15 protein-coding genes, 1 pseudogene and 1 riboswitch are annotated in these 19,273 nt (G+C 75.2%); of the genes and pseudogenes, 4 read left to right on the top strand and 12 right to left on the bottom strand.

The window, feature by feature from the left end; genetic code table 11:
• The first annotated feature begins 161 nt into the window (after positions 1–161).
• On the top strand, positions 162–2,933 hold the full coding sequence (locus ACFWVC_RS15245) for an ABC transporter substrate-binding protein (RefSeq protein WP_384284596.1): 2,772 nt from the start codon (positions 162–164) through the stop codon (positions 2,931–2,933).
• Between the two features lie 167 nt (positions 2,934–3,100).
• Here ACFWVC_RS15245 and cobC read toward each other — a convergent pair whose 3' ends face one another.
• The 11 genes and pseudogenes from cobC to ACFWVC_RS15190 form a co-directional block, all read right to left on the bottom strand.
• Positions 3,101–4,192 (bottom strand): Rv2231c family pyridoxal phosphate-dependent protein CobC, encoded by a 1,092-nt coding sequence (gene cobC / locus ACFWVC_RS15240; protein WP_384284776.1) that lies wholly within the window; start codon positions 4,190–4,192, stop codon positions 3,101–3,103.
• Positions 4,193–4,246: 54 nt separating this feature from the next.
• Positions 4,247–4,468: pseudogene (locus ACFWVC_RS15235) on the bottom strand (CbiX/SirB N-terminal domain-containing protein); the annotation flags it as partial.
• Positions 4,469–4,554: 86 nt separating this feature from the next.
• Positions 4,555–4,983, bottom strand: a complete 429-nt coding sequence (locus ACFWVC_RS15230) for a cobalamin biosynthesis protein (RefSeq protein ID WP_384284594.1) — start codon at positions 4,981–4,983, stop codon at positions 4,555–4,557.
• A 311-nt stretch (positions 4,984–5,294) separates the two neighbouring features.
• A complete protein-coding gene (locus tag ACFWVC_RS15225; RefSeq protein ID WP_384284592.1) occupies positions 5,295–6,647 on the bottom strand; it encodes a cobyrinate a,c-diamide synthase in 1,353 nt (450 codons plus the stop codon).
• Positions 6,641–7,246 carry a cob(I)yrinic acid a,c-diamide adenosyltransferase gene (gene cobO / locus ACFWVC_RS15220; RefSeq protein WP_384284590.1) on the bottom strand — a complete coding sequence of 202 codons (606 nt, stop codon included), beginning with the start codon at positions 7,244–7,246 and terminating at the stop codon, positions 6,641–6,643. The genes ACFWVC_RS15225 and cobO overlap by 7 nt, the downstream gene beginning before the upstream one ends.
• On the bottom strand, positions 7,246–9,264 hold the full coding sequence (locus ACFWVC_RS15215) for a putative cobaltochelatase (RefSeq protein ID WP_384284586.1): 2,019 nt from the start codon (positions 9,262–9,264) through the stop codon (positions 7,246–7,248). Before ACFWVC_RS15215 ends, cobO begins: the two co-directional genes overlap by 1 nt.
• A gap of 52 nt (positions 9,265–9,316) precedes the next feature.
• Positions 9,317–10,828 carry a cobyric acid synthase gene (locus tag ACFWVC_RS15210; protein ID WP_384284584.1) on the bottom strand — a complete coding sequence of 504 codons (1,512 nt, stop codon included), beginning with the start codon at positions 10,826–10,828 and terminating at the stop codon, positions 9,317–9,319.
• A complete protein-coding gene (locus tag ACFWVC_RS15205) occupies positions 10,825–11,811 on the bottom strand; it encodes a cobalamin biosynthesis protein (RefSeq protein ID WP_384284582.1) in 987 nt (328 codons plus the stop codon). Before ACFWVC_RS15205 ends, ACFWVC_RS15210 begins: the two co-directional genes overlap by 4 nt.
• A gap of 53 nt (positions 11,812–11,864) precedes the next feature.
• A riboswitch (cobalamin riboswitch) is annotated at positions 11,865–11,995 on the bottom strand.
• Positions 11,996–12,140: 145 nt separating this feature from the next.
• Positions 12,141–12,356: a hypothetical protein gene (locus tag ACFWVC_RS15200; RefSeq protein ID WP_384284579.1), complete on the bottom strand. Its 216-nt coding sequence runs from the start codon at positions 12,354–12,356 to the stop codon at positions 12,141–12,143.
• 41 nt (positions 12,357–12,397) lie between these two features.
• Positions 12,398–13,624: an anion permease gene (locus ACFWVC_RS15195; RefSeq protein WP_384284577.1), complete on the bottom strand. Its 1,227-nt coding sequence runs from the start codon at positions 13,622–13,624 to the stop codon at positions 12,398–12,400.
• 135 nt (positions 13,625–13,759) lie between these two features.
• Positions 13,760–15,151: an NAD(P)/FAD-dependent oxidoreductase gene (locus ACFWVC_RS15190; protein ID WP_384284575.1), complete on the bottom strand. Its 1,392-nt coding sequence runs from the start codon at positions 15,149–15,151 to the stop codon at positions 13,760–13,762.
• A 116-nt stretch (positions 15,152–15,267) separates the two neighbouring features.
• Between ACFWVC_RS15190 and ACFWVC_RS15185 the strand changes: the two genes are divergently transcribed.
• From ACFWVC_RS15185 to ACFWVC_RS15175, 3 genes are all read left to right on the top strand, one after another.
• Complete coding sequence (locus tag ACFWVC_RS15185) at positions 15,268–15,963, top strand: class II aldolase/adducin family protein (RefSeq protein WP_384284573.1); 696 nt, start codon at positions 15,268–15,270, stop codon at positions 15,961–15,963.
• Between the two features lie 58 nt (positions 15,964–16,021).
• On the top strand, positions 16,022–17,134 hold the full coding sequence (locus tag ACFWVC_RS15180; protein ID WP_384284570.1) for an alpha/beta hydrolase family protein: 1,113 nt from the start codon (positions 16,022–16,024) through the stop codon (positions 17,132–17,134).
• Between the two features lie 136 nt (positions 17,135–17,270).
• Positions 17,271–18,650: a hypothetical protein gene (locus ACFWVC_RS15175; protein ID WP_384284568.1), complete on the top strand. Its 1,380-nt coding sequence runs from the start codon at positions 17,271–17,273 to the stop codon at positions 18,648–18,650.
• 21 nt (positions 18,651–18,671) lie between these two features.
• Here the strand turns inward: ACFWVC_RS15175 and ACFWVC_RS15170 are convergent, their stop codons facing one another.
• Positions 18,672–19,088 (bottom strand): VOC family protein, encoded by a 417-nt coding sequence (locus tag ACFWVC_RS15170; RefSeq protein WP_384284565.1) that lies wholly within the window; start codon positions 19,086–19,088, stop codon positions 18,672–18,674.
• Positions 19,089–19,273 lie beyond the last annotated feature (185 nt).

The raw sequence follows: 19,273 nt of genomic DNA, 5'->3' as shown, positions 1-19,273 counted from the left end.
GTCCGCGGAGGGCGGCGGCGGGCGGCGTGTGCCGCGTGTCCGCGGCCGCCCTCCGCGGCCGTTGTCCACAGGCGCGTAACGGCCCGCGTCTCAAAAGGGGTGTTTCCACTACCCTGATGAGAGTGTCCGCGCGCCCGCCGCGGACGGGGCCGGGGGGTCTCATGTTCGGGGGACGGTACGAGATCCGGGCGCTGCTCGGGTCCGGGGGGATGGCCCGGGTCCATCTCGCGTACGACACGCGCCTGGGCCGCACCGTCGCCCTCAAGACCCTGCTGCCGGAGCTGGCGCGCGACCCCGAGGCCCGCCGCCGCTTCGCCCGCGAGGCGAGGGCCGCCGCCGGCCTCAACCACCCCGGCATCGTGACCGTCCACGACCAGGACGAGATCACCACGCAGGACGCGGTCGTCCCCTTTCTCGTCATGGAGCACATCGAGGGCCGGACCCTGTCCGAACTCGCCCGCGACCAGGCCCCGATGGAGATCGAGCGGGCCGTCCGCATCACCTGCGACATCCTGGACGCGCTCGCCCACGCCCATGCCCGCGGCCTGGTGCACCGCGACGTGAAGCCCTCCAACGTGCTGATCACCACCGGGGGAGCGGTCAAGGTCGCCGACTTCGGCATCGCCCGTGTCGTGCACTCCCTCACCGGTCTCACCGGCACCGGCTCCGCCATCGGCACCCCCGGCTACATGGCCCCAGAGCAGTGCGCGGGGGACGCCGTCGACGCCCGCAGCGACCTGTACGCGGTCGCCTGCATGCTCACCGAACTCCTCACCGGCACCGTGCCGTTCGCGGGCGCCACCCCGCTGGGGGTGATGTACGCGCACGTCCACCAGATGCCCATGCCGCCCTCCGCGCGCAACCCGCTGGTGCCGCCCGCGCTCGACGCGATCGTGCTCTCCGCGCTGTCCAAGAATCCGGCACTGCGCCCGCAGAGCGCCGGCCAGATGAAGGACCGGCTGAACGGCTGGCTCGCCTCGCGCACCCCGCCGACCGCGCCGCGCGCGCTGCCCCCGCAGCCGCAGCGGGCCCCGGTGCCGCAGCACCCCGCCTACAACCCCCCGTCGTACGGCCCCTGGGCCGCTCCCGCGCTGCGCCCCGCCTGGGACCCCGCGCCGACGACCCCCGTTCCCGGCAGCCGGGCGCCGCGCCGTCGCTGGGGTTTCATCGCCGCGGCCACCGCCGCCGTGGCCGCCGTGCTGATCACCGTGGCCGTCGTCGTGGACCCCTTCGGCGACGACGGGAAGAAGGACCCCGTCACGCCGGTCGCCCAGGACCTGATCGCCGCCCGCAAGTCCGCCAGCGGCTACAACGGGGCGCTGACCGGAGCCGTCAGCCCCTCCGGGGCCAAGGGAGGCACCTTGCGGCTGGTCTCCGCATACGCGCCGGACTCCCTCGACCCGGCCCGCACCTACTCCCCGCTGGTGTGGAACCTCGGCCGCCTCTACCTCCGCAAGCTTGTCGACTTCGCCCCGCAGCCCGGCGCCGCGGGCACGCGCCTGGCCCCGGACCTGGCCACCACCACCGGGCAAATCTCGGACGGCGGCCGCACGTACACGTACACCCTCAAGGAGAACATCGCCTTCGAGGACGGCACGCCCATCACCTCCGAGGACGTCAAGTACGGCATCGAGCGCACCTTCGCCGCCGACCTGTACGCCGGCGGGCCCACGCATCTGCGTGATCTGCTCGACCAGGGCCAGAACTATCCCGGCCCCTACAAGGACACCGACCCGGACCAACTGGGCCTGAAGAGCGTCGACACCCCCGACGACCGCACGATCGTCTTCCACCTCGACGCTCCCTTCGCCGACTTCCCGTACGTGCTCGCCCTGCCCATGGCCTCGCCCGTACCCAAGGGCAAGGACACCAAGACGAGTTACGAGAAGCAGCCGGTCGCCAGCGGCCCCTACCGGATCGCCTCCTACGACGCCGCCAAGGAGCTCAGGCTCGTCCGCAACGATCGGTGGGACGCCTCGACCGACTCCATCCGCACCGCCCTCCCGGACACCGTCGAGCTGACGATCGCCCCCGACGCCGCGGCCGTGGACGCCGCGCTGCTCGACGGCACCGCCGACCTCGACGCCGCTCAGACCGGGGTGCGGGACGCCGCCCGCGCCAGGATCCTCGCCGACGACGCCCTGAAGTCCCGCGCCGACCTCGTCACGACCGGCGCCGTGCGCTACTTCTCGCTGCAGACCGCCGTGCCGCCCTTCGACGACTACCGCTGCCGCTGGGCCGTGCAGTACGCCACCGACCGCCGCGCCCTGCGCGCCGCTCTCGGTGGTGAGAACGCCGGCGACATTGCGGGCGGCATGCTGCCCCCGACCGTCGGCGGCTACGACCGTCACCTGGACACCTACGGCACCGCGACCGGCGGCAGCTACCCCGAGCAGGCCCGGCGCTTCCTCGGCGACTGCGGCCACGCCAAGGGGTTCAGCACCGTCATCGCCGCCTCGGGCAGCGACCCGGTCGCCCGAAGGGCCGCCGAGTCGCTGCGCGGCCAGCTCGCCGCGATAGGCGTCAAGGCGACGGTCGAGACACCCGACGCCGCCGACTACTACCCCGTCCTCGCCGACCAGAAGCGGCTCAAGGCCAAGGGCTGGGGCATCGCGCTGATCACCTGGCAGTCCGACTGGCCGTCGCCCGCGGGCTTCCTGCGGCCCCTGCTGCTGCCCGGCAGCCCCAGCAACTACGCCGCCCTCGACGACCGCGAGATCAACGCCCTGATGGACGAGGCCGACACCGAGACCGACCGCAACGCCGCCGACAACCTGTGGCGGACCGTCGACTCCACCGCCCAGGACCGCGGTACCCTGCTGCCCTTCCTCTACGACCGGCGGCTCAACTACCGCTCCGCGCGCGTGACCAACGCCTACGTCCACCCGGCCCTGGGCGGCATCGACCTCCAGGCGCTCGGGGTCAGGAGCTGACCGCGACCGCCTTGGGTCGCGCACCGGGAACGGCAGCCACTGGGGCCCAGGGCCGGGGAAGGTGTCGGCGTGGTGTGCGGCGAAGCCCGGTTCGCGAAGCGTCGCAGCGTATCCGCGCCGGGAGGTCCCTCCGGCCCTGGGTGGCGTCGATCCCCAGGCTTTCGGGGTCAGGAGCTGACCGCGACCGCCTTGGCCAGCGCCACCGCGAAGCGGTCCGTGGTCTCCCGGTCGCGTACCGAGAGCCGCAGCCATTGCGGGCCGAGGCCGGGGAAGGTGTCCGCGCGGCGTACCGCGAAGCCCAGTTCCCGCAGCCGTTCGCGCACGGCGGCCGCCTCCGGCAGGCGCACCAGGACGAAGGGGCCCAGTGCCGGGCCCGCCACCTCGACGCCCTCGAACTCGGCGAGCCGCGCGAGCAGATGACCGCGGTCGCCGGCGACCTGCCGTGCCGCCCGCTCCGCCTCGGCGAGCGCGGCGGGCGCGCAGCACGCCTCGATCGCCGCCAGGCCGGGCGAGGACACCGGCCACAGCGGCTGCGCCCGCTCCAGCGCCGCGATCCGCTCCCGGTCGCCCAGGACGTAGCCCACCCGCAGGCCCGCCAGCCCCCACGTCTTGGTGAGGCTGCGCAGCACCAGCAGCCCGGGCACGTCGCGCCGGCCGGCCAGCGACTCGTACTCGCCCGGCACCGCGTCCATGAACGCCTCGTCCACCACCAGGGTGCGGCCGGGACGCGCCAGGCGCACGATCTCCTCGGCGGGGTGCAGGACTGAGGTGGGGTTCGTGGGGTTGCCGAGCACGACGAGATCGGCTCGCGCCGGCACGGCGTCCGCGTCCAGCCGGAACCCGTTCCCCGCGGTCAGCAGAACGCGGTGGACGCTGTGCCCGGCGTCCCTCAGCGCCGCCTCCGGCTCGGTGAACTGCGGGTGCACCACGGCCGGATGGCGTGCCCCGAGCGCCCGGGCCAGCAGGACGAACGCCTCCGCCGCGCCGGCGGTCAGCAGTACTTCCTCCGGCGGCCTGCCGTGCCGCACCGCCACGGCCCGGCGCGCGGGCCGCCCGTCGGGGTAGGCCGCCAGGCCGTCCAGGGCCGCGGTGACGCGTTCGCGCAGCCAGCCGGGCGGCGTGCCGGTGCGCACGTTGACGGCCAGGTCGGTGAGCGTGCCGCCGTCGTCGCGCACCTCGACGTCGCCGTGGTGGCGCAGGTCGTGGCCGTCGTCGGGTTCGGCTGCGGACTCGGCGGGGTGCGCCCCCGCCCAGCGCACGTCGAGCCCGGGGTGCGCCTCCGCCCAGCCTTCGGCCTGCTGCCGCGCCCGCCGGGCCGGCTCCCCGTCCGCCAGGACGGCGGGCAGCACGACGATCCGCCGCGCCCCCAGCCGCCGGCAGCGGTCCAGTCCGGCCGGTACGTCGGGGGCAGCCGCGGACACGAAGGCGGTCTCCACGCCCGCGTACCCGCGTCCCTCCCACAGCAGGCGGGCCGCCCGCACCGCCTCCGCGTTGTCCACGGGCTCCGGGGACCCGGCGGCGACGAGCAGCACCATGGTGCCGGCCAGGTCCTGCGGGGCACGCCGTCCGCCGCCCAGCGCCGCGTCGACGCGCCGCTCCAGTACGTCCTCGGGCGGGATGCTCACCGTGCTGTCTCCTCGCTGGTGCCTGCCGCGGGGCCGCGGCGGCGCGCCACGGCGGCCGTGGCCCGGGCCGTGCCCCCGCCGCCGGGCACGGACTTCGTCTTCGGGACGAGCAGTTCGCCGCCGGGCGCCGCGGCGAGCGCCGCCGCCTCGGCCACGGACGGCGTGCCCACGGCGGCCAGTGCTGCTCCGGAGGGCGTCGGCACATCCACGGCGGCCAGCGTATCGGCGTCGTACGCCAGCAGGGGCACCCCCAGCGCCTCGGCGGCGGCCACGATCCCCGGCTCGCGCGCCCGGGCGTCCAGGGTGGCGAGCGCCGCCAGGCACGCGCTCCCCGTGCCCGCCGCGGCCAGTACCAGCCGCACGAGCGCCAGCATTTCGGCCGCCGGGACGCCCCGGCTCGCGCCGACGCCGACGACCACGGTCACGTCGGCCGCGCCGCCCTCCCCGCGCCGCCCCGGCCCGACGCGCTCCCGGGCCGAGGTGCTCCGGCACGGGTGCCGGTCTGCTGGTTGCCCGCTGCATGTCGCGAGACCGCGACGGCGCGCCACCGCGGCCGTACTCCCGGGGTCGGAGCCGGGCTCCGTCTCCGGTGCGGCCCCTTCGACCGCGAGGGCGCTCCGGCGCTCCCGGCCGTGCGGGGCGCGACGGCCGCCCATGTCGGGGACGGTTGGGTGGCCCGGGCCCGCGGCGGCCGGCACTTGCCGTACGAGCGCCGTCACTTCGGCCGCGGGGACGCTCACGCGGACGCGCAGGCCGCGACGAACCGCCGCGCGAGCGACGGCTCGGCGGCCCAGTGCACATGGAGGTACGACGCGTGGACGGCGCCCCGCACAAAGCCCTCCACACGCCGCTCGGGCCGGGTGAACCCCCATGCCGGGACGGCGCCCGCGCCGGGTTCGACGACCGTCCGGTGGAACTCGTGCCCCCGTACCCGCGTCCCGGCCGCCGCCAGTACGTTGTCCGCCACGGCGACCGCCTCGCGATAGCCCAGGGTCAGCCGCTGCGACATCCGGGCCGTCGCGTCCAGGACCCCGCACATGGGACGTCCGTCGAGCTCGCGCGCGAGGTACAGCAGCCCGGCGCACTCCGCCGTCACCGGGCCCGTGAAGGCCGCGACGGCCTCGCGCAGCGGCACGTTGGCGGACAGTTCGGGCGCGTGCATCTCCGGGAAGCCGCCGCCGACGACCAGTCCGGCGCTGTCCTCGGGCAGCCGCTCGTCACGCAGCGGGTCGAAGGTGACGACCTCCGCCCCGGCGGCGGCGAGCAGTTCGACGTGCTCGGCGTAGGAGAAGGTGAACGCCGCGCCGCCCGCCACGGCGACCACCGGCCGCCCGCCCGCGGCGGCGGGACCGGCCGGGCCGATCGCCGCCCGCGGATCCCAGGGCTCGCCCGCGAGCGGGGGGGCACTGCGCGCGAGCGCCAGCAGCGCGTCCATGTCGCAGCCGGCCCGCACCCGCGCCGCCAGGGTCCGGACCGCCTCCACGGCGTCCGCGCGCCGTTCGGCGACCGGCACCAGCCCCAGGTGCCGCGAGGGCGTGCCGACCGCGGAGTCCCGGCGGAGCGCGCCCAGCACCGGCACGCCCGCGCCGTCCAGCGCGTCGCGCAGCAGCTCCTCGTGGCGGTCGGAGCCGACCTTGTTGAGGATGACGCCCGCGACCCGTACCTCCGGGTCCCAGGAGGCGAAGCCGTGCACCAGCGCCGCCACGGACCGGGACTGCGAGGAGGCGTCGACCACCAGCACCACCGGTGCCCGCAGCAGCTTCGCCACGTGCGCGGTGGACGCCAGTTCGCCCATCCCCGAGGCCCCGTCGAAGAGCCCCATCACGCCCTCCACGACCGCGAGGTCGGCGCCGCGCGCCCCGTGCAGGAACAGCGGCGCGATCCGCTCAGGACCGCACATGTACGCGTCGAGGTTGCGGCCCGGGCGGCCGGTGGCCAGCGCGTGGTAGCCGGGGTCGATGTAGTCCGGGCCCACCTTGTGCGGGGAGACCGCGAGCCCGGCCTCGGCGAAGGCGGCCATCAGGCCCGTGGCCACCGTGGTCTTGCCGCTGCCCGACGCCGGGGCCGCGATGACGAGCCTGGCTACCACTCGATGCCCTTCTGGCCCTTCTGGCCGGCGTCCATCGGGTGCTTGACCTTGCCCATCTCGGTGACCAGGTCCGCGAAGTCCAGCAGCGGCTGCGGGGCGTTGCGGCCGGTGACGACGACGTGCTGGGTGCCGGGCCGGTCGCGCAGCACCGAGACCACCTCGTCGGTGTCGATCCACCCCCAGTGCAGCGGGTACGCGAACTCGTCCAGCACGTACAGCCGGTAGGTCTCGGCGGCGAGGTCCCGCTTGACCTGCTCCCAGCCCTCACGGGCGGCGTCCTCACTCGCCATGACGTCGTGGATGTCCCGCTGCACCCAGGACCAGCCCTCGCCCATCTTGTGCCAGGCGACGGTGCCGCCCTCGCCGGAGGCGCCGAGCACACGCAGCGCCCGCTCCTCGCCGACCTTCCACTTCGCCGACTTGACGAACTGGAACACCCCGACCGGCCAGCCCTGGTTCCACGCCCGCAGCGCGAGCCCGAAGGCCGCGGTCGACTTCCCCTTGCCGGTCCCGGTGTGCACCATGACCAGCGGCCGGTTGCGGCGCTGGCGCGTGGTCAGCCCGTCCTCCGGCACGACGCTCGGCTGTCCCTGTGGCATTACGCGGCCCTCCGTACGTCCCGCACCAGTGCCGCGACGCTGTCCGCGCGCAGCTCGTCCAACGTCACGGCGGTGCCGCGCAGTTCGCGCGCCAGCACGCCCGCGAGCCCCAGGCGCACCGGCCCGGTCTCGCAGTCGACCACCACTGAGGCGACGCCGCCCGCGGCCAGCAGGCGGGCGGCCCGCGACGCCAGGGGCAGGGGCTCGGGGCCGCCGGTCGCCCGGCCGTCGGTGACGACCACCAGCAGCGGGCGGCGCGAGGCGTCGCGCAGCCGCTCCACGCGCAGCACCTCGTGCGCCTTGAGCAGACCGGCGGCCAGCGGCGTGCGGCCGCCCGTCGGCAGCTTCTCCAGGCGCGCCGCGCCCGCGTCCACCGAGGAGGTCGGCGGCAGGGCCAGTTCGGCGTCCGTGCCGCGGAAGGTGATCAACCCGACCTTGTCGCGCCGCTGGTAGGCGTCGAGCAGCAGCGAGAGCACGGCGCCCTTCACCGCGCCCATGCGCCGCCGGGCCGCCATGGAGCCGGAGGCGTCCACCACGAACAGCACGAGGTTGCCCTCGCGGCCCTCGCGCACCGCCTCGCGCAGGTCGTCCCGGCGGATCACCAGCCCCGGGCCGCCGCGGCCGCGGGCCCGCTGGTGCGGGGCGGCGGCCTGGACGGTCGCGGCCAGGTGCAGCTTGGACAGCGTGCCCTGCGGGCGGCGGGCGCCCGTGGTCCTGCCGTGCGCGGTGCGGGCCCGGGACCGGCGTCCCGCGGCGCCCTCGCCGAGACCCGGCACGGTCAGTGCGCGTGCCGTGAACGGCTCCGCCGAGGGCACCGCCGCCTGCTCGCGGGGCGCACCGGCGCCGGGCGCGGCACCGGGGGTGCTGTCGGGGGCGGTGTCCGAAGGGGCTTCCGGCGTGCCGCCGTCGGCCTGAGGCGGCTGCCCGCCGCCGTCGCCATCACCGCCGCCGCCGCCGTCCGGGCCGGGGTCCGGGTCAGGCTCGGGATCGGGGTCGTCGTCCCCGCCGCGGTGCTGCTCCAGCGTCTCGTCGAGCTTGTCCTCGTCCAGCCCCGGCGCGTCGAAGGGGTTGCGGCGCCTGCGGTGCGGCAGCGCGAGCAGGGCGGCCTGCCGCACGTCCGCGTCGGTCACCTCCGTACGGCCGTCCCAGGCGGCCAGTGCGGTCGCCGTACGCGCCATGACGATGTCCGCGCGCATGCCGTCCACCTCGAACGCCGCGCACGTCGCGGCTATCTGGCGCAGCGAGCCGTCCCCGAGCCGGACCGAGGGCAGCAGCGCCCGCGCCGCCGCGATGCGGGCCCGCAGCGAGCCCTCCTCGGCCTCCCACTTGGCGGCGAACACCGCCGGGTCCTCGTCGTAGGCCAGCCTGCGGCGCACGACCTCCACCCGCTCGTCGGTCTCCCGCGACGCGCGGACCTCCACGGTCAGCCCGAAACGGTCCAGCAACTGCGGGCGCAGCTCGCCCTCCTCGGGGTTCATCGTGCCCACGAGGAGGAACCGCGCGGCGTGGCGTACCGAGACGCCCTCCCGCTCGACGTAGGACGCGCCCATCGCGGCGGCGTCCAGCAGCAGGTCGACCAGGTGGTCGTGGAGCAGGTTCACCTCGTCCACGTACAGCACGCCGCGGTGCGCGTCGGCCAGCAGGCCCGGCTCGAAGGCCTTCACGCCCTCCGCCAGCGCCCGTTCGATGTCCAGCGCCCCGACCAGGCGGTCCTCGGACGCGCCCACCGGCAGCTCCACCATCCGCGCCGGCCGCGACCCCGGCTCCGCGCCGGACGGGTGCGGCCCGTCAGGGCACGCCGGGTCCGGCGACCCCGGATCGCAACTGAAGCGGCAGCCCGCGACCACGTCCACCCGCGGCATCAACGCCGCCAGCGCGCGCACCGCCGTGGACTTCGCCGTGCCCTTCTCACCGCGCACCAGCACGCCGCCCACGGCCGGGCTCACCGCGTTCAGCAGCAGCGCCAGCCGCAGGTCCTCCATCCCGACGATCGCGGTGAAGGGATAAGGGGTGCTCACGCGGCTGCCTCCTCGTGGGAACGGACATCACGGTACGACCGGGGCGGGCGGGTCACGGCGCGCCCGGGGGGACGAAGGGAAGCCCGGGCGGGGGCCCGGACTCGATGAGGCGGAGGAGGGCGCCGGTGTCGGCGTGCTCCTCGATGAGGTCGCCCAGACGGTCGAGCTGCTCCTCGCGCAGCGCCGCGAAGGCCGTGTCCGGCGCCGGGACGAAACGGCGACCCGAGGCTTCCGCGACGCGGTGGAGGAAGGCGCGGCGGAAGCCGTCGCTCTCCAGGGAGCCGTGCCAGTGGGTGCCCCAGACGGAGCCGGTGCGGCAGCCGTCGAGAAACGGTTCGTCGCCGCCGCGGACGTCGGCGACGCCGTGGTGGATCTCGTACCCCTCGACGGTCTCTCCGTAGGCCTTGCCCGACGGCCGGGCCAGGGTCTTGCCGGGCGCGAAGCGCACCCGTACCGGCAGCAGGCCGAGGCCGGGCACGAGACCGGCCCGCGACTCGACGGGGTCGTCGATCGACTCGGCCAGCATCTGGAAGCCGCCGCAGATGCCGAGCACCGGGCGGCCCTCCGCCGCGCGCCGCACGATCGCGTCGGCCAGCCCGCGCCGGCGCAGCCACTCCAGCGCCTTGACCGTCCCCCGGGTGCCGGGCAGGACGACGAGGTCGGCGTCCGCGAGCTCCTCGGGCCGGTCGGCGAACCGCACGACGACGCCGGGTTCGGCGGCCAGGGCGTCCACGTCGGTGAAGTTGGACATCAGGGGGACCGCGGCGACGGCGATCCGCAGCACGTCCTCGCCGTGCGGCGGCGTCGTGCTCGACTCCCGCACGGTGCCGCGCAGCGACATCCGCAGCCCGTCCTCCTCGTCGATGCCGAGGCCGTGCCGAAACGGCAGGACGCCGTAGAAGCGGCGTCCGGTCAGCCCGCGCAGCATCTCCAGCCCGGGTTCCAGCAACGAGACGTCGCCGCGGAACTTGTTGACGAGGTAGCCGCAGACCAGCTCCTGGTCCTCGCGGCTCAGCAGCGCGGTCGTGCCGAAGAAGGACGCGAAGACCCCGCCCCGGTCGATGTCGCCGACGACGACCACGGGCAGCCGCGCGGCCCTGGCCAGGCCCATGTTGACGATGTCGCCGTGCCGCAGGTTGATCTCGGCCGGGCTGCCCGCGCCCTCGCAGATGACGGCGTCGTGGCGGGAGCGCAGCTCCTCCAGACAGGCGGTGACGGTCTCCAGCAGTTCCGAGCGGCGCCCGTTGTGGTAGCCGCGCGCGCTCATCTCGCCCACCGGGCGGCCCATCAGGACGACCTGGCTCGTGCGGTCGCCGCCCGGCTTGAGCAGCACCGGGTTCATCAGCGCGGACGGCTCCACGCGTGCGGCCTGCGCCTGCATGGCCTGCGCGCGGCCGATCTCGGCGCCCTCGCGCGTCACGTACGAGTTCAACGACATGTTCTGCGCCTTGAAGGGCGCCACGGACACGCCTTGGCGGGCCAGCCAGCGGCAGATGCCGGCGGTGACGACGCTCTTGCCGGCGTCCGAGGTGGTGCCCGCGACCAACAGCGCGCCGCCGCTCATGCGTTCCCCCTCCGGGCGAGCCCGTGCCAGGCCAGCCGGCCCCCGGCCGTGACCGCCAGGGCCAGCGCGCTCACCCGCCGCGACAACCGCACCGCCCGCTCGATGTCGGCCACCTCCACCGGCCGGTTGCCGGCGCCGAGTACGGGCCGGTGCTCGACCCGGCCCCCGTAGGCCAGCGTCCCCCCGAGCCGTACGCCGAGCGCCCCGGCGAACGAGGCCTCCACGGGACCGGCGTTCGGGCTGGGGTGCCGGCCGCCGTCCTCACGCCAGGCCCGCCACGCGCCCCGCCGGTCGGGGCCCGCCAGCACGGTGAGCGCGGCGGTCAGCCGGGCGCCGGGGAAGCCGGCGACGTCGTCCAGCCGGGCCGACGCCCAGCCGAACCGGCTGAAGCGCGGCGACTTGTGACCGACCATCGCGTCAAGGGTGTTGACCGCCCGGAAGCCCACGAGCCCCGGCACACCGCCCAACGCGCCCCACACCAGGGCGCCCACGACGGCGTCGGAGGTGTTCTCGGCGACCGACTCGACGACCGCACGGGCCATCTGCCGCTCGTCCAGGGCCTGCGGGTCCCGCCCGCACAGATGGGGCAGCCGGGCCCGCGCCGCCGCGGTGTCCCCGGCGGCGAGGGCGGCGCCGATCGTCCGCGCCTCACGGGCCAGTGACGTACCGCCGAGCACCGCCCAGGTCGCGGCCGCGGTCAGGGCCACCGACGCGGTGGGGGAGCGGCGTACCGCGCGTGCGGTCCCCGCGGCGGCCGCCGCGGCGCCCCCGGCGCACAACACGGTGTAGAGGGCGCCCCGGCCGCGATGGTCGTGCCACAACGCGCGCTCCAATGCGCCTGCCGCGCGCCCGAAGACCGCCACAGGATGCCCGCGGCGCGGGTCGGCGAGGGCGAGGTCGGCCAGCCAGCCGAGGGCCGCCCCGGCGGCGAAGACGGAGGGCGCGGCAGGGCCGGCGTCGGGTGTACGGCGGTTGCCGCCCATCGCTGGTGTCCTCACTCAGGGTCCGCGCCCTGGATCGACGTGACCGGCGGTGAGAGTCTCCTGGCTCCCGGATCGGCGGCACCCCCGGCCTTCCGGCCCGTGGTACGGGGCCGTGGCCGCTGGTGGAGGCGCGCTCCCCGGTGACAGTGGCGGGACCGCGCCGGATTCGCACCGGACTTCCTCTCCTGCCGCCGTGTGGCGGTTCCGATACCACCACGCGCCGATCCGGCCCGTCAACTCACCCCGAATTGCCAGGGAAAGACGGAAACCCCAGCTCACGACCGGAAAGGCCGGGAGCTGAGGCCGAGTTCACACCGCCTGGCGGGGCGTCAGGCGGCGATCAGGAGGATCCCGTACGCCACGGCCGCCGCGCACAGCGCGAAGCACGCGTACGCGCCCGCGCGCACCACGGCGCCCTGCCCGCCGCCTGTCGCGGCCGGCCGCGACAGGCCCACGATGCCGAGGGTGAAGAGGCCGACGAGGCCGACGGTGACGGCGAGGCTGACGCCGAAGACGGAGCCGAGGGCAGCCCAGTCGATGTGCATGCTGCTGTGTCCTTCCGGGACCTGTAGGGCGGTGCCCGCCCTCAGGCGGTGGCCTTGGCGTGGTCGGTGTCGGCGGTTTTCGTGACGGGGGAGAGAGTGCCCGCGGGCGGCGGCGTCACGACGGCGATGGCCGCGGTCACGATCCCCGGCTCCCCGGCGTCCAGGCCGTCGGCGTTGACGTTGGTGTGGTCGATCGGCCTGCGGCGCGCGGCCACCCAGATTGCCGCGCACACCGCGAGCGCCAGCACGGCGACCGCGGTGACGCCCAGGTCGCTCTGGTCGGCCAGGAGCGCGGCGCCCGCCGCGACCAGGCCGGCGGCCGGCAGCGTCAGCGCCCAGGCGGCGACCATGCGGCCCGCGGTGCTCCAGCGGACGACGCCGCCCTTGCGGCCCACACCCGCGCCCATGACGGAACCGGAGCAGACCTGCGTGGTGGACAGCGAGAAGCCGAGGTGCGAGGAGGCCAGGATGACGGCCGCGGCGCCGGTCTGGGCGGCGAAGCCCTGCGGCGGCTGGATGTCGGTGATGCCCTTGCCCATGGTGCGGATGATCCGCCAGCCGCCGATGAAGGTGCCGAGCGCGATGGCCAGACCCGCGGAGACGATGACCCACAGCGGCGGGTCGGAGTCGGGGGCGACGACGTTGCCCGCGATGAGGGCGAGCGTGATGACGCCCATCGTCTTCTGGGCGTCGTTCGTGCCGTGCGCGAGGGAGACCAGTCCCGCCGAGGCGATCTGCCCTGCCCGGTAGCCCTTGGCGGTCGCGGCCGGGTCGGTGCCGCGGCCGATGCGGTAGGTCAGGCGGGTCGCCAGCAGCGCGGCGACCCCGGCGACGACCGGGGCGCAGACGGCCGGGATGAGCACCTTCATGACGACCGCGTCGCCGTTGACCGCCCCGAATCCGGCGGACGCGACGGAGGCGCCGATCAGCCCGCCGAACAGCGCGTGCGAGGAACTGGAGGGGAGCCCCGCCAGCCACGTCAGCAGATTCCAGACGATGGCGCCGACGAGTCCGGCGAAGATCACCTCGGGCCTGATCCCCGCGGTCTCGTCGAGGATTCCCCCGGAGATGGTCTTGGCGACCTCCACGGAGAGGAACGCTCCGACGAGGTTCAGCACGGCGGACATCGCCACCGCTGTCCGGGGAGCCAGTGCGCCAGTGGAGATGGTGGTGGCCATCGCATTGGCGGTGTCGTGGAAACCGTTCGTGAAGTCGAACACGAGTGCGGTGATAATCACGATTCCGATCAGGAGCGTGATGTGTTCCATGTACCCAGGCATTCGTTTGATCGGACAGTGGCGGTGGCGACCGTACGGAGTCTGGATGAACGGAAAGTAAACGATGGGGATCCGTGGGGTGCTGGAGGTTCGGGGGGCCTGTGCGCGGCCCAGGGCCCGGGATCGTTACCGGCGCCCCGATATCCGGTCGGCCACCCGGGCCAGGGAGTCCGTCGCGGCGCTGCGGCCGGACTGCTCGCGCCGGTCGGCGGCGCGGTAGGCCGCGTAGAGGCCGTGCACGCCGATCCAGCGGAAGGGTTCCGGCTCCCAGCGGCGGACGCGGTGGTGCACCCAGGGCAGGGCCGTCAGCTCCGTGCCGTGGCCCTGCCCCGAGTCGAGCTGCACCAGGTCCCGCAGGGTGCGCGCCGCCAGGTTCGCCGTGGCCACGCCACTGCCGACGTAACCGCCTGCCCAGCCGAGCCCCGTCGAGCGGTCCAGCTCCACCGTCGCGCACCAGTCGCGCGGCACACCCAGCACGCCCGACCACGCGTGCTCGATCCCGACCGGTCCCGCGGCCGGGAAGAAGCGCAGCAGGATCGCGCGCAGCGCCTCGACCGTCTCCGGCCGGGTGCGCCCGTCGTTGTCGGTGCGCGACCCGAATCGGTACGGCACCCCCCGGCCGCCGAGGGCGATCCGGTCGTCGGCCGTGCGCTGCGCGTACATATAGGCGTGCGCCATGTCGCCCAGGGTCTCGCGGCCCTCCCAGCCGATGGTGTCCCACACCTCGGCGGGCAGCGGCTCGGTCACCACCATCGAGGAGTTCATCGGCAGCCAGGACCGCTTGTGGCCCTTGATCGCCGCCGTGAAGCCCTCCGTGCAGCGCAGCACATAGGGGGCGCGCACGCTGCCGTACGGGGTCAGCGCGTGTTTGGGCCTGATCTCCGTCACCGGGGTCGACTCGTGGATCACCACGCCGAGCGCCTCCACCGCCCGCGCCAGGCCCTGCACCAGCTTCGCCGGGTGGATCCGGGCGCCGTGCGGCGTCCATGTGCCGCCCGCCGTGCCCGCGACGCGCACGCGCCGGGCGGACTCGGCGGCGCCCAGCAGCAGCCGGTCCTTCTCGCCGTAGGCGGCCTCCGCCTCGTGGAAGGCCCGCAGGCGGGCGAGCTGGGCGGGGGAGCGGGCGACCTCCAGGACGCCTCCCTTGTGGACGTCGGCGTCGATGCCCTCCTCCGCGGCGACCCGGACCACCTCGTCCACCGTCTCGTTCATCGCCCGCTGCAGAGCGATCGCGGAGTCCCGCCCGTGCAGGGCGGCGTAGCGGTCGCGGCCGGCGATGCCGTTGTAGAGCCAGCCGCCGTTGCGCCCGGAGGCGCCGTAGCCGCAGAAGCGCTGCTCCAGGACGACGATCCGCAGGAAGGGCACGGCTTTCTTCAGGTAGTACGCGGTCCACAGGCCGGTGTATCCGCCGCCGACGATGCACACGTCGGCGGTCGCGTCGCCCGGCAGCGGCTCGCGCGGCACGGGGACGCCGGACTTCGCGTACCAGAAGGAGATGCCGCCGTTGACGGTGCTCATGGTGCCCCTGCAATTCGTGAGGGTGATCGGTCTGACGGTGTGCCGGGACGCTACTGTGCCCCGGGAGCGCGCGGCAACGCCCAACCTGTCAGGATCAGCGCCCGGAGGTGGCACGGATGTCGGTGCAGGACACGGTGGGCAAGGCCTGGTCGGAGCTCGTGGACACGGCCCGCCGCTCGGTCGCCGACGGGCTGGTGGTCGGTACGTCCGGCAATGTCTCGGTCCGGGTGGGCGGTGACCTCGTCCTCGTCACACCCAGCGGTGTGCCCTACCACCGGCTCGGCCCCGACGACACCGTCGGCGTCGACCTGGAGGGCCGGCAGGTGCTCGGCACCCTGCGGCCGACCAGCGAACTGAGCATGCATCTGGCGATCTACCGCAACACCGACGCCGGCGCCGTCGTCCACACCCACGCCGTGCACGCCACCGCCGTCTCCACCCTGCTCTACGAACTGCCCGCCATCCACTACATGGCCGCCGCGCTCGGCGGGCGCATCCGCGTCGCCGACTACGCCACCTACGGCAGCGAGGAACTGGCCGCCAACGTGCTGCGCGCCCTTCGCGACCGCACCGGCTGCCTGCTGCGCAACCACGGCACCATCGTGTACGGCGACGACCTGGAGCAGGCCTACGACCGCACCGCGCAGCTGGAGTGGATGTGCCAGGTCTGGCTCGCCGCCCGCTCCGTCGCGGGTTTCTCGCCCTCCCTGCTGTCGAAGATCGAGCTCGCCAGGGTCGCCGAGAAGCTGCGCCAGTACGGGCAGCCCGGCGCCGGGGACGAGCCGTCCGGCGTCGGGGACGGCGCGGAGTAGCTCCCCGGACGGAGCCCAGCGCTGGCCGCCCCGCGCACCCGCCCCGACACTGGAACGGATGCGCCTGACGACCGCCGCGGCCCTGGCCGCCACGACAGCGTTCGGTGCCGGCGCGGCCGCGGTGGCGGCCGGACGGCATGTATCGGAGCTTGCCCTGAAGCCGCGCACCGACGGCCCCGACCCGGAGTCGCTGACGGTGCACTCGGCGACCGACCGCGAGGTCACCCTCACCCGGACCCTCGGCGCCGGCCGGCGCGGGATCCACGGCATCACGGGCCCCGGCGTGCACGCCACCGTCGGGGACGTGCTGTCCACCGCCCCCGGCTCGGTGACCCGGCGCCTGCTGCGCGTCGGGCAGGGCACCCTGGCCGCCGGGCAGCGGGTCCGGCTCACCCCGCAGGTGTACGACGGCGACCCCGCCTCGGCGCTCGGCCTGGCCTACCGGGACGTCGAGATCCCCGGCGAACTAGGCCGGATGCCCGCGTGGTTCGTCGACGGCGCCCGCGACACCTGGGTCGTCCTCGCGCACGGTCTCGGCACCACCCGCGAGCACGCCATGGTCGTGCTGCCCGCGCTGCACGCGCTGCGGCTGCCCGCGCTGCTCCTCGCCTACCGCAACGACCAGGGGGCGCCGCGGTCCCCGGACGGCATCGGGCACCTCGGCGACTCCGAGTGGCGCGACCTGGACGCGGCCATGCGCTACGCGGTCCGGCACGGCGCGCGCCGCCTGGTGCTCTACGGCTGGTCCGCCGGCGCCACGATGGCGCTCCGGGCGGCGTGCGCCTCCCCGCTGCGCGCCCTGGTCGCGGGCATGGTGCTGGACTCCCCGGTGCTGAACTGGCAGCGCACGGTACGCGCCGCCGCGGCCGCCCGGGGCACGCCGCGCGTCCTGCTGCCGCTCGGCGTACGCGCCACGGAGGGCCGCACCGGCCTGCACGCGGAACGCATCGCCGAGGCCGCCGCACCCGGCCGGCTGGGCGTGCCGACGCTCATCTTCCACGGCCCGGGCGACACGCTCGCGCCCTGGGGCCCGTCCCGCGAACTCGCCCGTCTCCGGCCGGATCTGGTCATCCTGCACCCGGTGAAGGACGCCTCGCACGCGGCGATGTGGAACGCGGACCCGCAACCCTACGAGGAGGCCGTCCGGCGCTTCCTCACCCCCCTCCTCTGATCCCCCTCGCCTTCTCTCGCGTTCTCTCCTGCGGGAGTGGATAAACCGGTATATCTTCTGGCAAATCGCGTGCCACCGGGTGGCGGGGAGGGACGCTCGTTTGGGTTTCCGGGTGCTCACCCGCAAGACTGCTCCCGTGACGTCCCGTATCCCGCGAGACACTCCGCTGCGTCTCGTCCCGCGCAGGCCCCTGGCCGCCGCGCGCCGTGTCGCCGCGACGCGCCGAAACCGCCCGCCGAGGCCGCCGGAAGGAATCCCTGCGCTGCCGGAGCTGGCCAGGAAAGCACGTACCGAACTCGCCGACGCGGTCCGTCTGGCCCACTGGGCCGACCCCGCCGCCGGTGCCGCCCCCGGCACGGCCGGGATACTGCGGGACGCCGACGTCCGCCGGGCCGTCGCCGCACTCTCCTTGACGGCCCATCAGGTCCGTGCCGCCTGGGACAGGGCCCGGCTGGCCGGTCTCATCGAACTCCACAAGGGCGGCACCGCGCGCCCGGGTTGGCGGCTGCGCGCCTGGGACCGCGACGACACCGCCGTGCTGCGCGGCTGGGTCGCGCTCTTCGACGCCTGGTCGCTGGCGCATCCCGCGGCACTCGACCCGGCGTGCGCCGGCGCCGACCCCGCACTCGTCGCCGAAGTCGTCGAGGCCGCCCCCCAGTTGCTCTCCCTCCTGCACCTCTCCTCCGGGCCGGTCGCGGTGTCGGCCCTGCTCGATCTGCTCCGCCAGCGGGTCGACGAGCTACGCGCGGAGCGCCACGAGCCCCCGGCCGGCGGCGGCCGTGACGACCTGCCCCCTCTCCTGGACTGGACGCTGGACGCGCTGGCCCGCGTCGGCGCCCTGGAGCCCCGCGACCCGGCCCGCCCCGGCGAGGTCACCATCACCCCGCTCGGCAGCTGGGCGGTCTGGGTCAAGCTGGAGCAGATCTGCGTCGCCGCCCAGGGCCCGGCCGGGCACTTCGAGCACTCCGCCGAGGAGATGCTCAAGGCGTGCATCGGCATGGCCCCGGGCGCGGCCCGCGACGAGTACAAGGCGTGGCTCGCCGCCCGCCCGGTCGCCCAGGCCGTCGCGGAGTTCCTGGACGTGGCGCGCGGTGACGACGCCCTGCTGCGCGGGCTCGCCTTCGAGGCGCTGCGCGTCGTCGGCGGCGCCGCCGAGCCCGCCGTGCGGCATGTCGTGGACGAGCCGGGACTGCGCCCCTACGCCTTGATGTGGCTCGCCGAGCACGAGGGCGACGACCCCGAGGACGTCGCGGCCCTGCTCACCCGCGAGGAGGCCACCTGGCTGTGGGTGGACACCGCGGCGGCCGTCGCCGACCACGGCGAGAGCCACCTGCTGGTGGGGCACCTCGATTCCGCCCTCCAGGGCTCGGTGTCCCGTCTGCTCGACGAGCTCCGCGTGGCCGGGCACCCGCGCACCGTCCAAGTGCTCGTCGCCCTCGCCGCCGCCCACCCGGACCCCGCGCTCGCCAAGGCGATGCGCCGGGCCGCCTTCCAGGTGCACACCGGCGGGGAGTGACACCCGCCGCGCCGGCCCCGGTTACGCCTGGGCCGGTATCCGCGGCGCGTACGTGCCGAAGGACCAGAGGTTGCCCTCCGGGTCGCGGGCGGTGTAGTCCCGCGACCCGTAGTCCTGGTCGGTGAGCGGCAGCACGATCTCCGCGCCCGCCGCGACCGCCCGTGCGTGGTGGGCGTCGGTGTCGGTGACGACCACGTACACCGAGACGGCGCCGAGGTCCCCGGCGACCCGGCTGAACGGGGTGCCGGACTGCCGGCTGCCCAGCATCACCAGGCCGTTGCCGTAGGCGAGTTCGGCGTGCTGCACCGTGCCGTCGGCGCCCTCGTGGACGGCGACCTCCGTGAAGCCGAAGGCATCCTTCAGGAAGGCGATGGCGGCCTTCGCGTCCTTGTAGCGCAGCGTCGGGTAGACCGTGGGCGCGGCTCCGTTGCCTGCCATGGTGATCACCCTCCCCTTCCGGAGACGTTCGCACCGATGTGATGTGGATCTCAGTGTGGCAGGGGGGTCCGACAACGCCCCTCGCGCACGCGTCGCCGCAGGTCGGGCGGGTCGCCCCGGCGGAACGCCGGCCCACCACCCGCCGACAGCACCGGTCTCGCCGGTCGCCCGGCCCCGGAGGTGCC

Source organism: Streptomyces sp. NPDC058691 (assembly GCF_042714775.1).
In the GTDB taxonomy this organism is placed as follows: Bacteria; Actinomycetota; Actinomycetes; order Streptomycetales; family Streptomycetaceae; genus Actinacidiphila.
The sequence above is the reverse complement of the archived record's forward strand: the minus strand, read 5'-3'. Positions and strand labels throughout refer to the sequence as shown.

Bases quoted from the DNA above. Each gene is read 5' to 3' on its own strand.
- ACFWVC_RS15245 (WP_384284596.1), top strand. From the start codon at position 162: ATGTTCGGGGGACGGTACGAGATCCGGGCGCTGCTCGGGTCCGGGGGG.
- cobO (WP_384284590.1), bottom strand. From the start codon at position 7,246: ATGCCACAGGGACAGCCGAGCGTCGTGCCGGAGGACGGGCTGACCACG.
- ACFWVC_RS15210 (WP_384284584.1), bottom strand. From the start codon at position 10,828: ATGAGCGGCGGCGCGCTGTTGGTCGCGGGCACCACCTCGGACGCCGGC.
- ACFWVC_RS15205 (WP_384284582.1), bottom strand. From the start codon at position 11,811: ATGGGCGGCAACCGCCGTACACCCGACGCCGGCCCTGCCGCGCCCTCC.
- ACFWVC_RS15200 (WP_384284579.1), bottom strand. From the start codon at position 12,356: ATGCACATCGACTGGGCTGCCCTCGGCTCCGTCTTCGGCGTCAGCCTC.
- ACFWVC_RS15195 (WP_384284577.1), bottom strand. From the start codon at position 13,624: ATGGAACACATCACGCTCCTGATCGGAATCGTGATTATCACCGCACTC.
- ACFWVC_RS15190 (WP_384284575.1), bottom strand. From the start codon at position 15,151: ATGAGCACCGTCAACGGCGGCATCTCCTTCTGGTACGCGAAGTCCGGC.
- ACFWVC_RS15185 (WP_384284573.1), top strand. From the start codon at position 15,268: ATGTCGGTGCAGGACACGGTGGGCAAGGCCTGGTCGGAGCTCGTGGAC.
- ACFWVC_RS15180 (WP_384284570.1), top strand. From the start codon at position 16,022: ATGCGCCTGACGACCGCCGCGGCCCTGGCCGCCACGACAGCGTTCGGT.
- ACFWVC_RS15170 (WP_384284565.1), bottom strand. From the start codon at position 19,088: ATGGCAGGCAACGGAGCCGCGCCCACGGTCTACCCGACGCTGCGCTAC.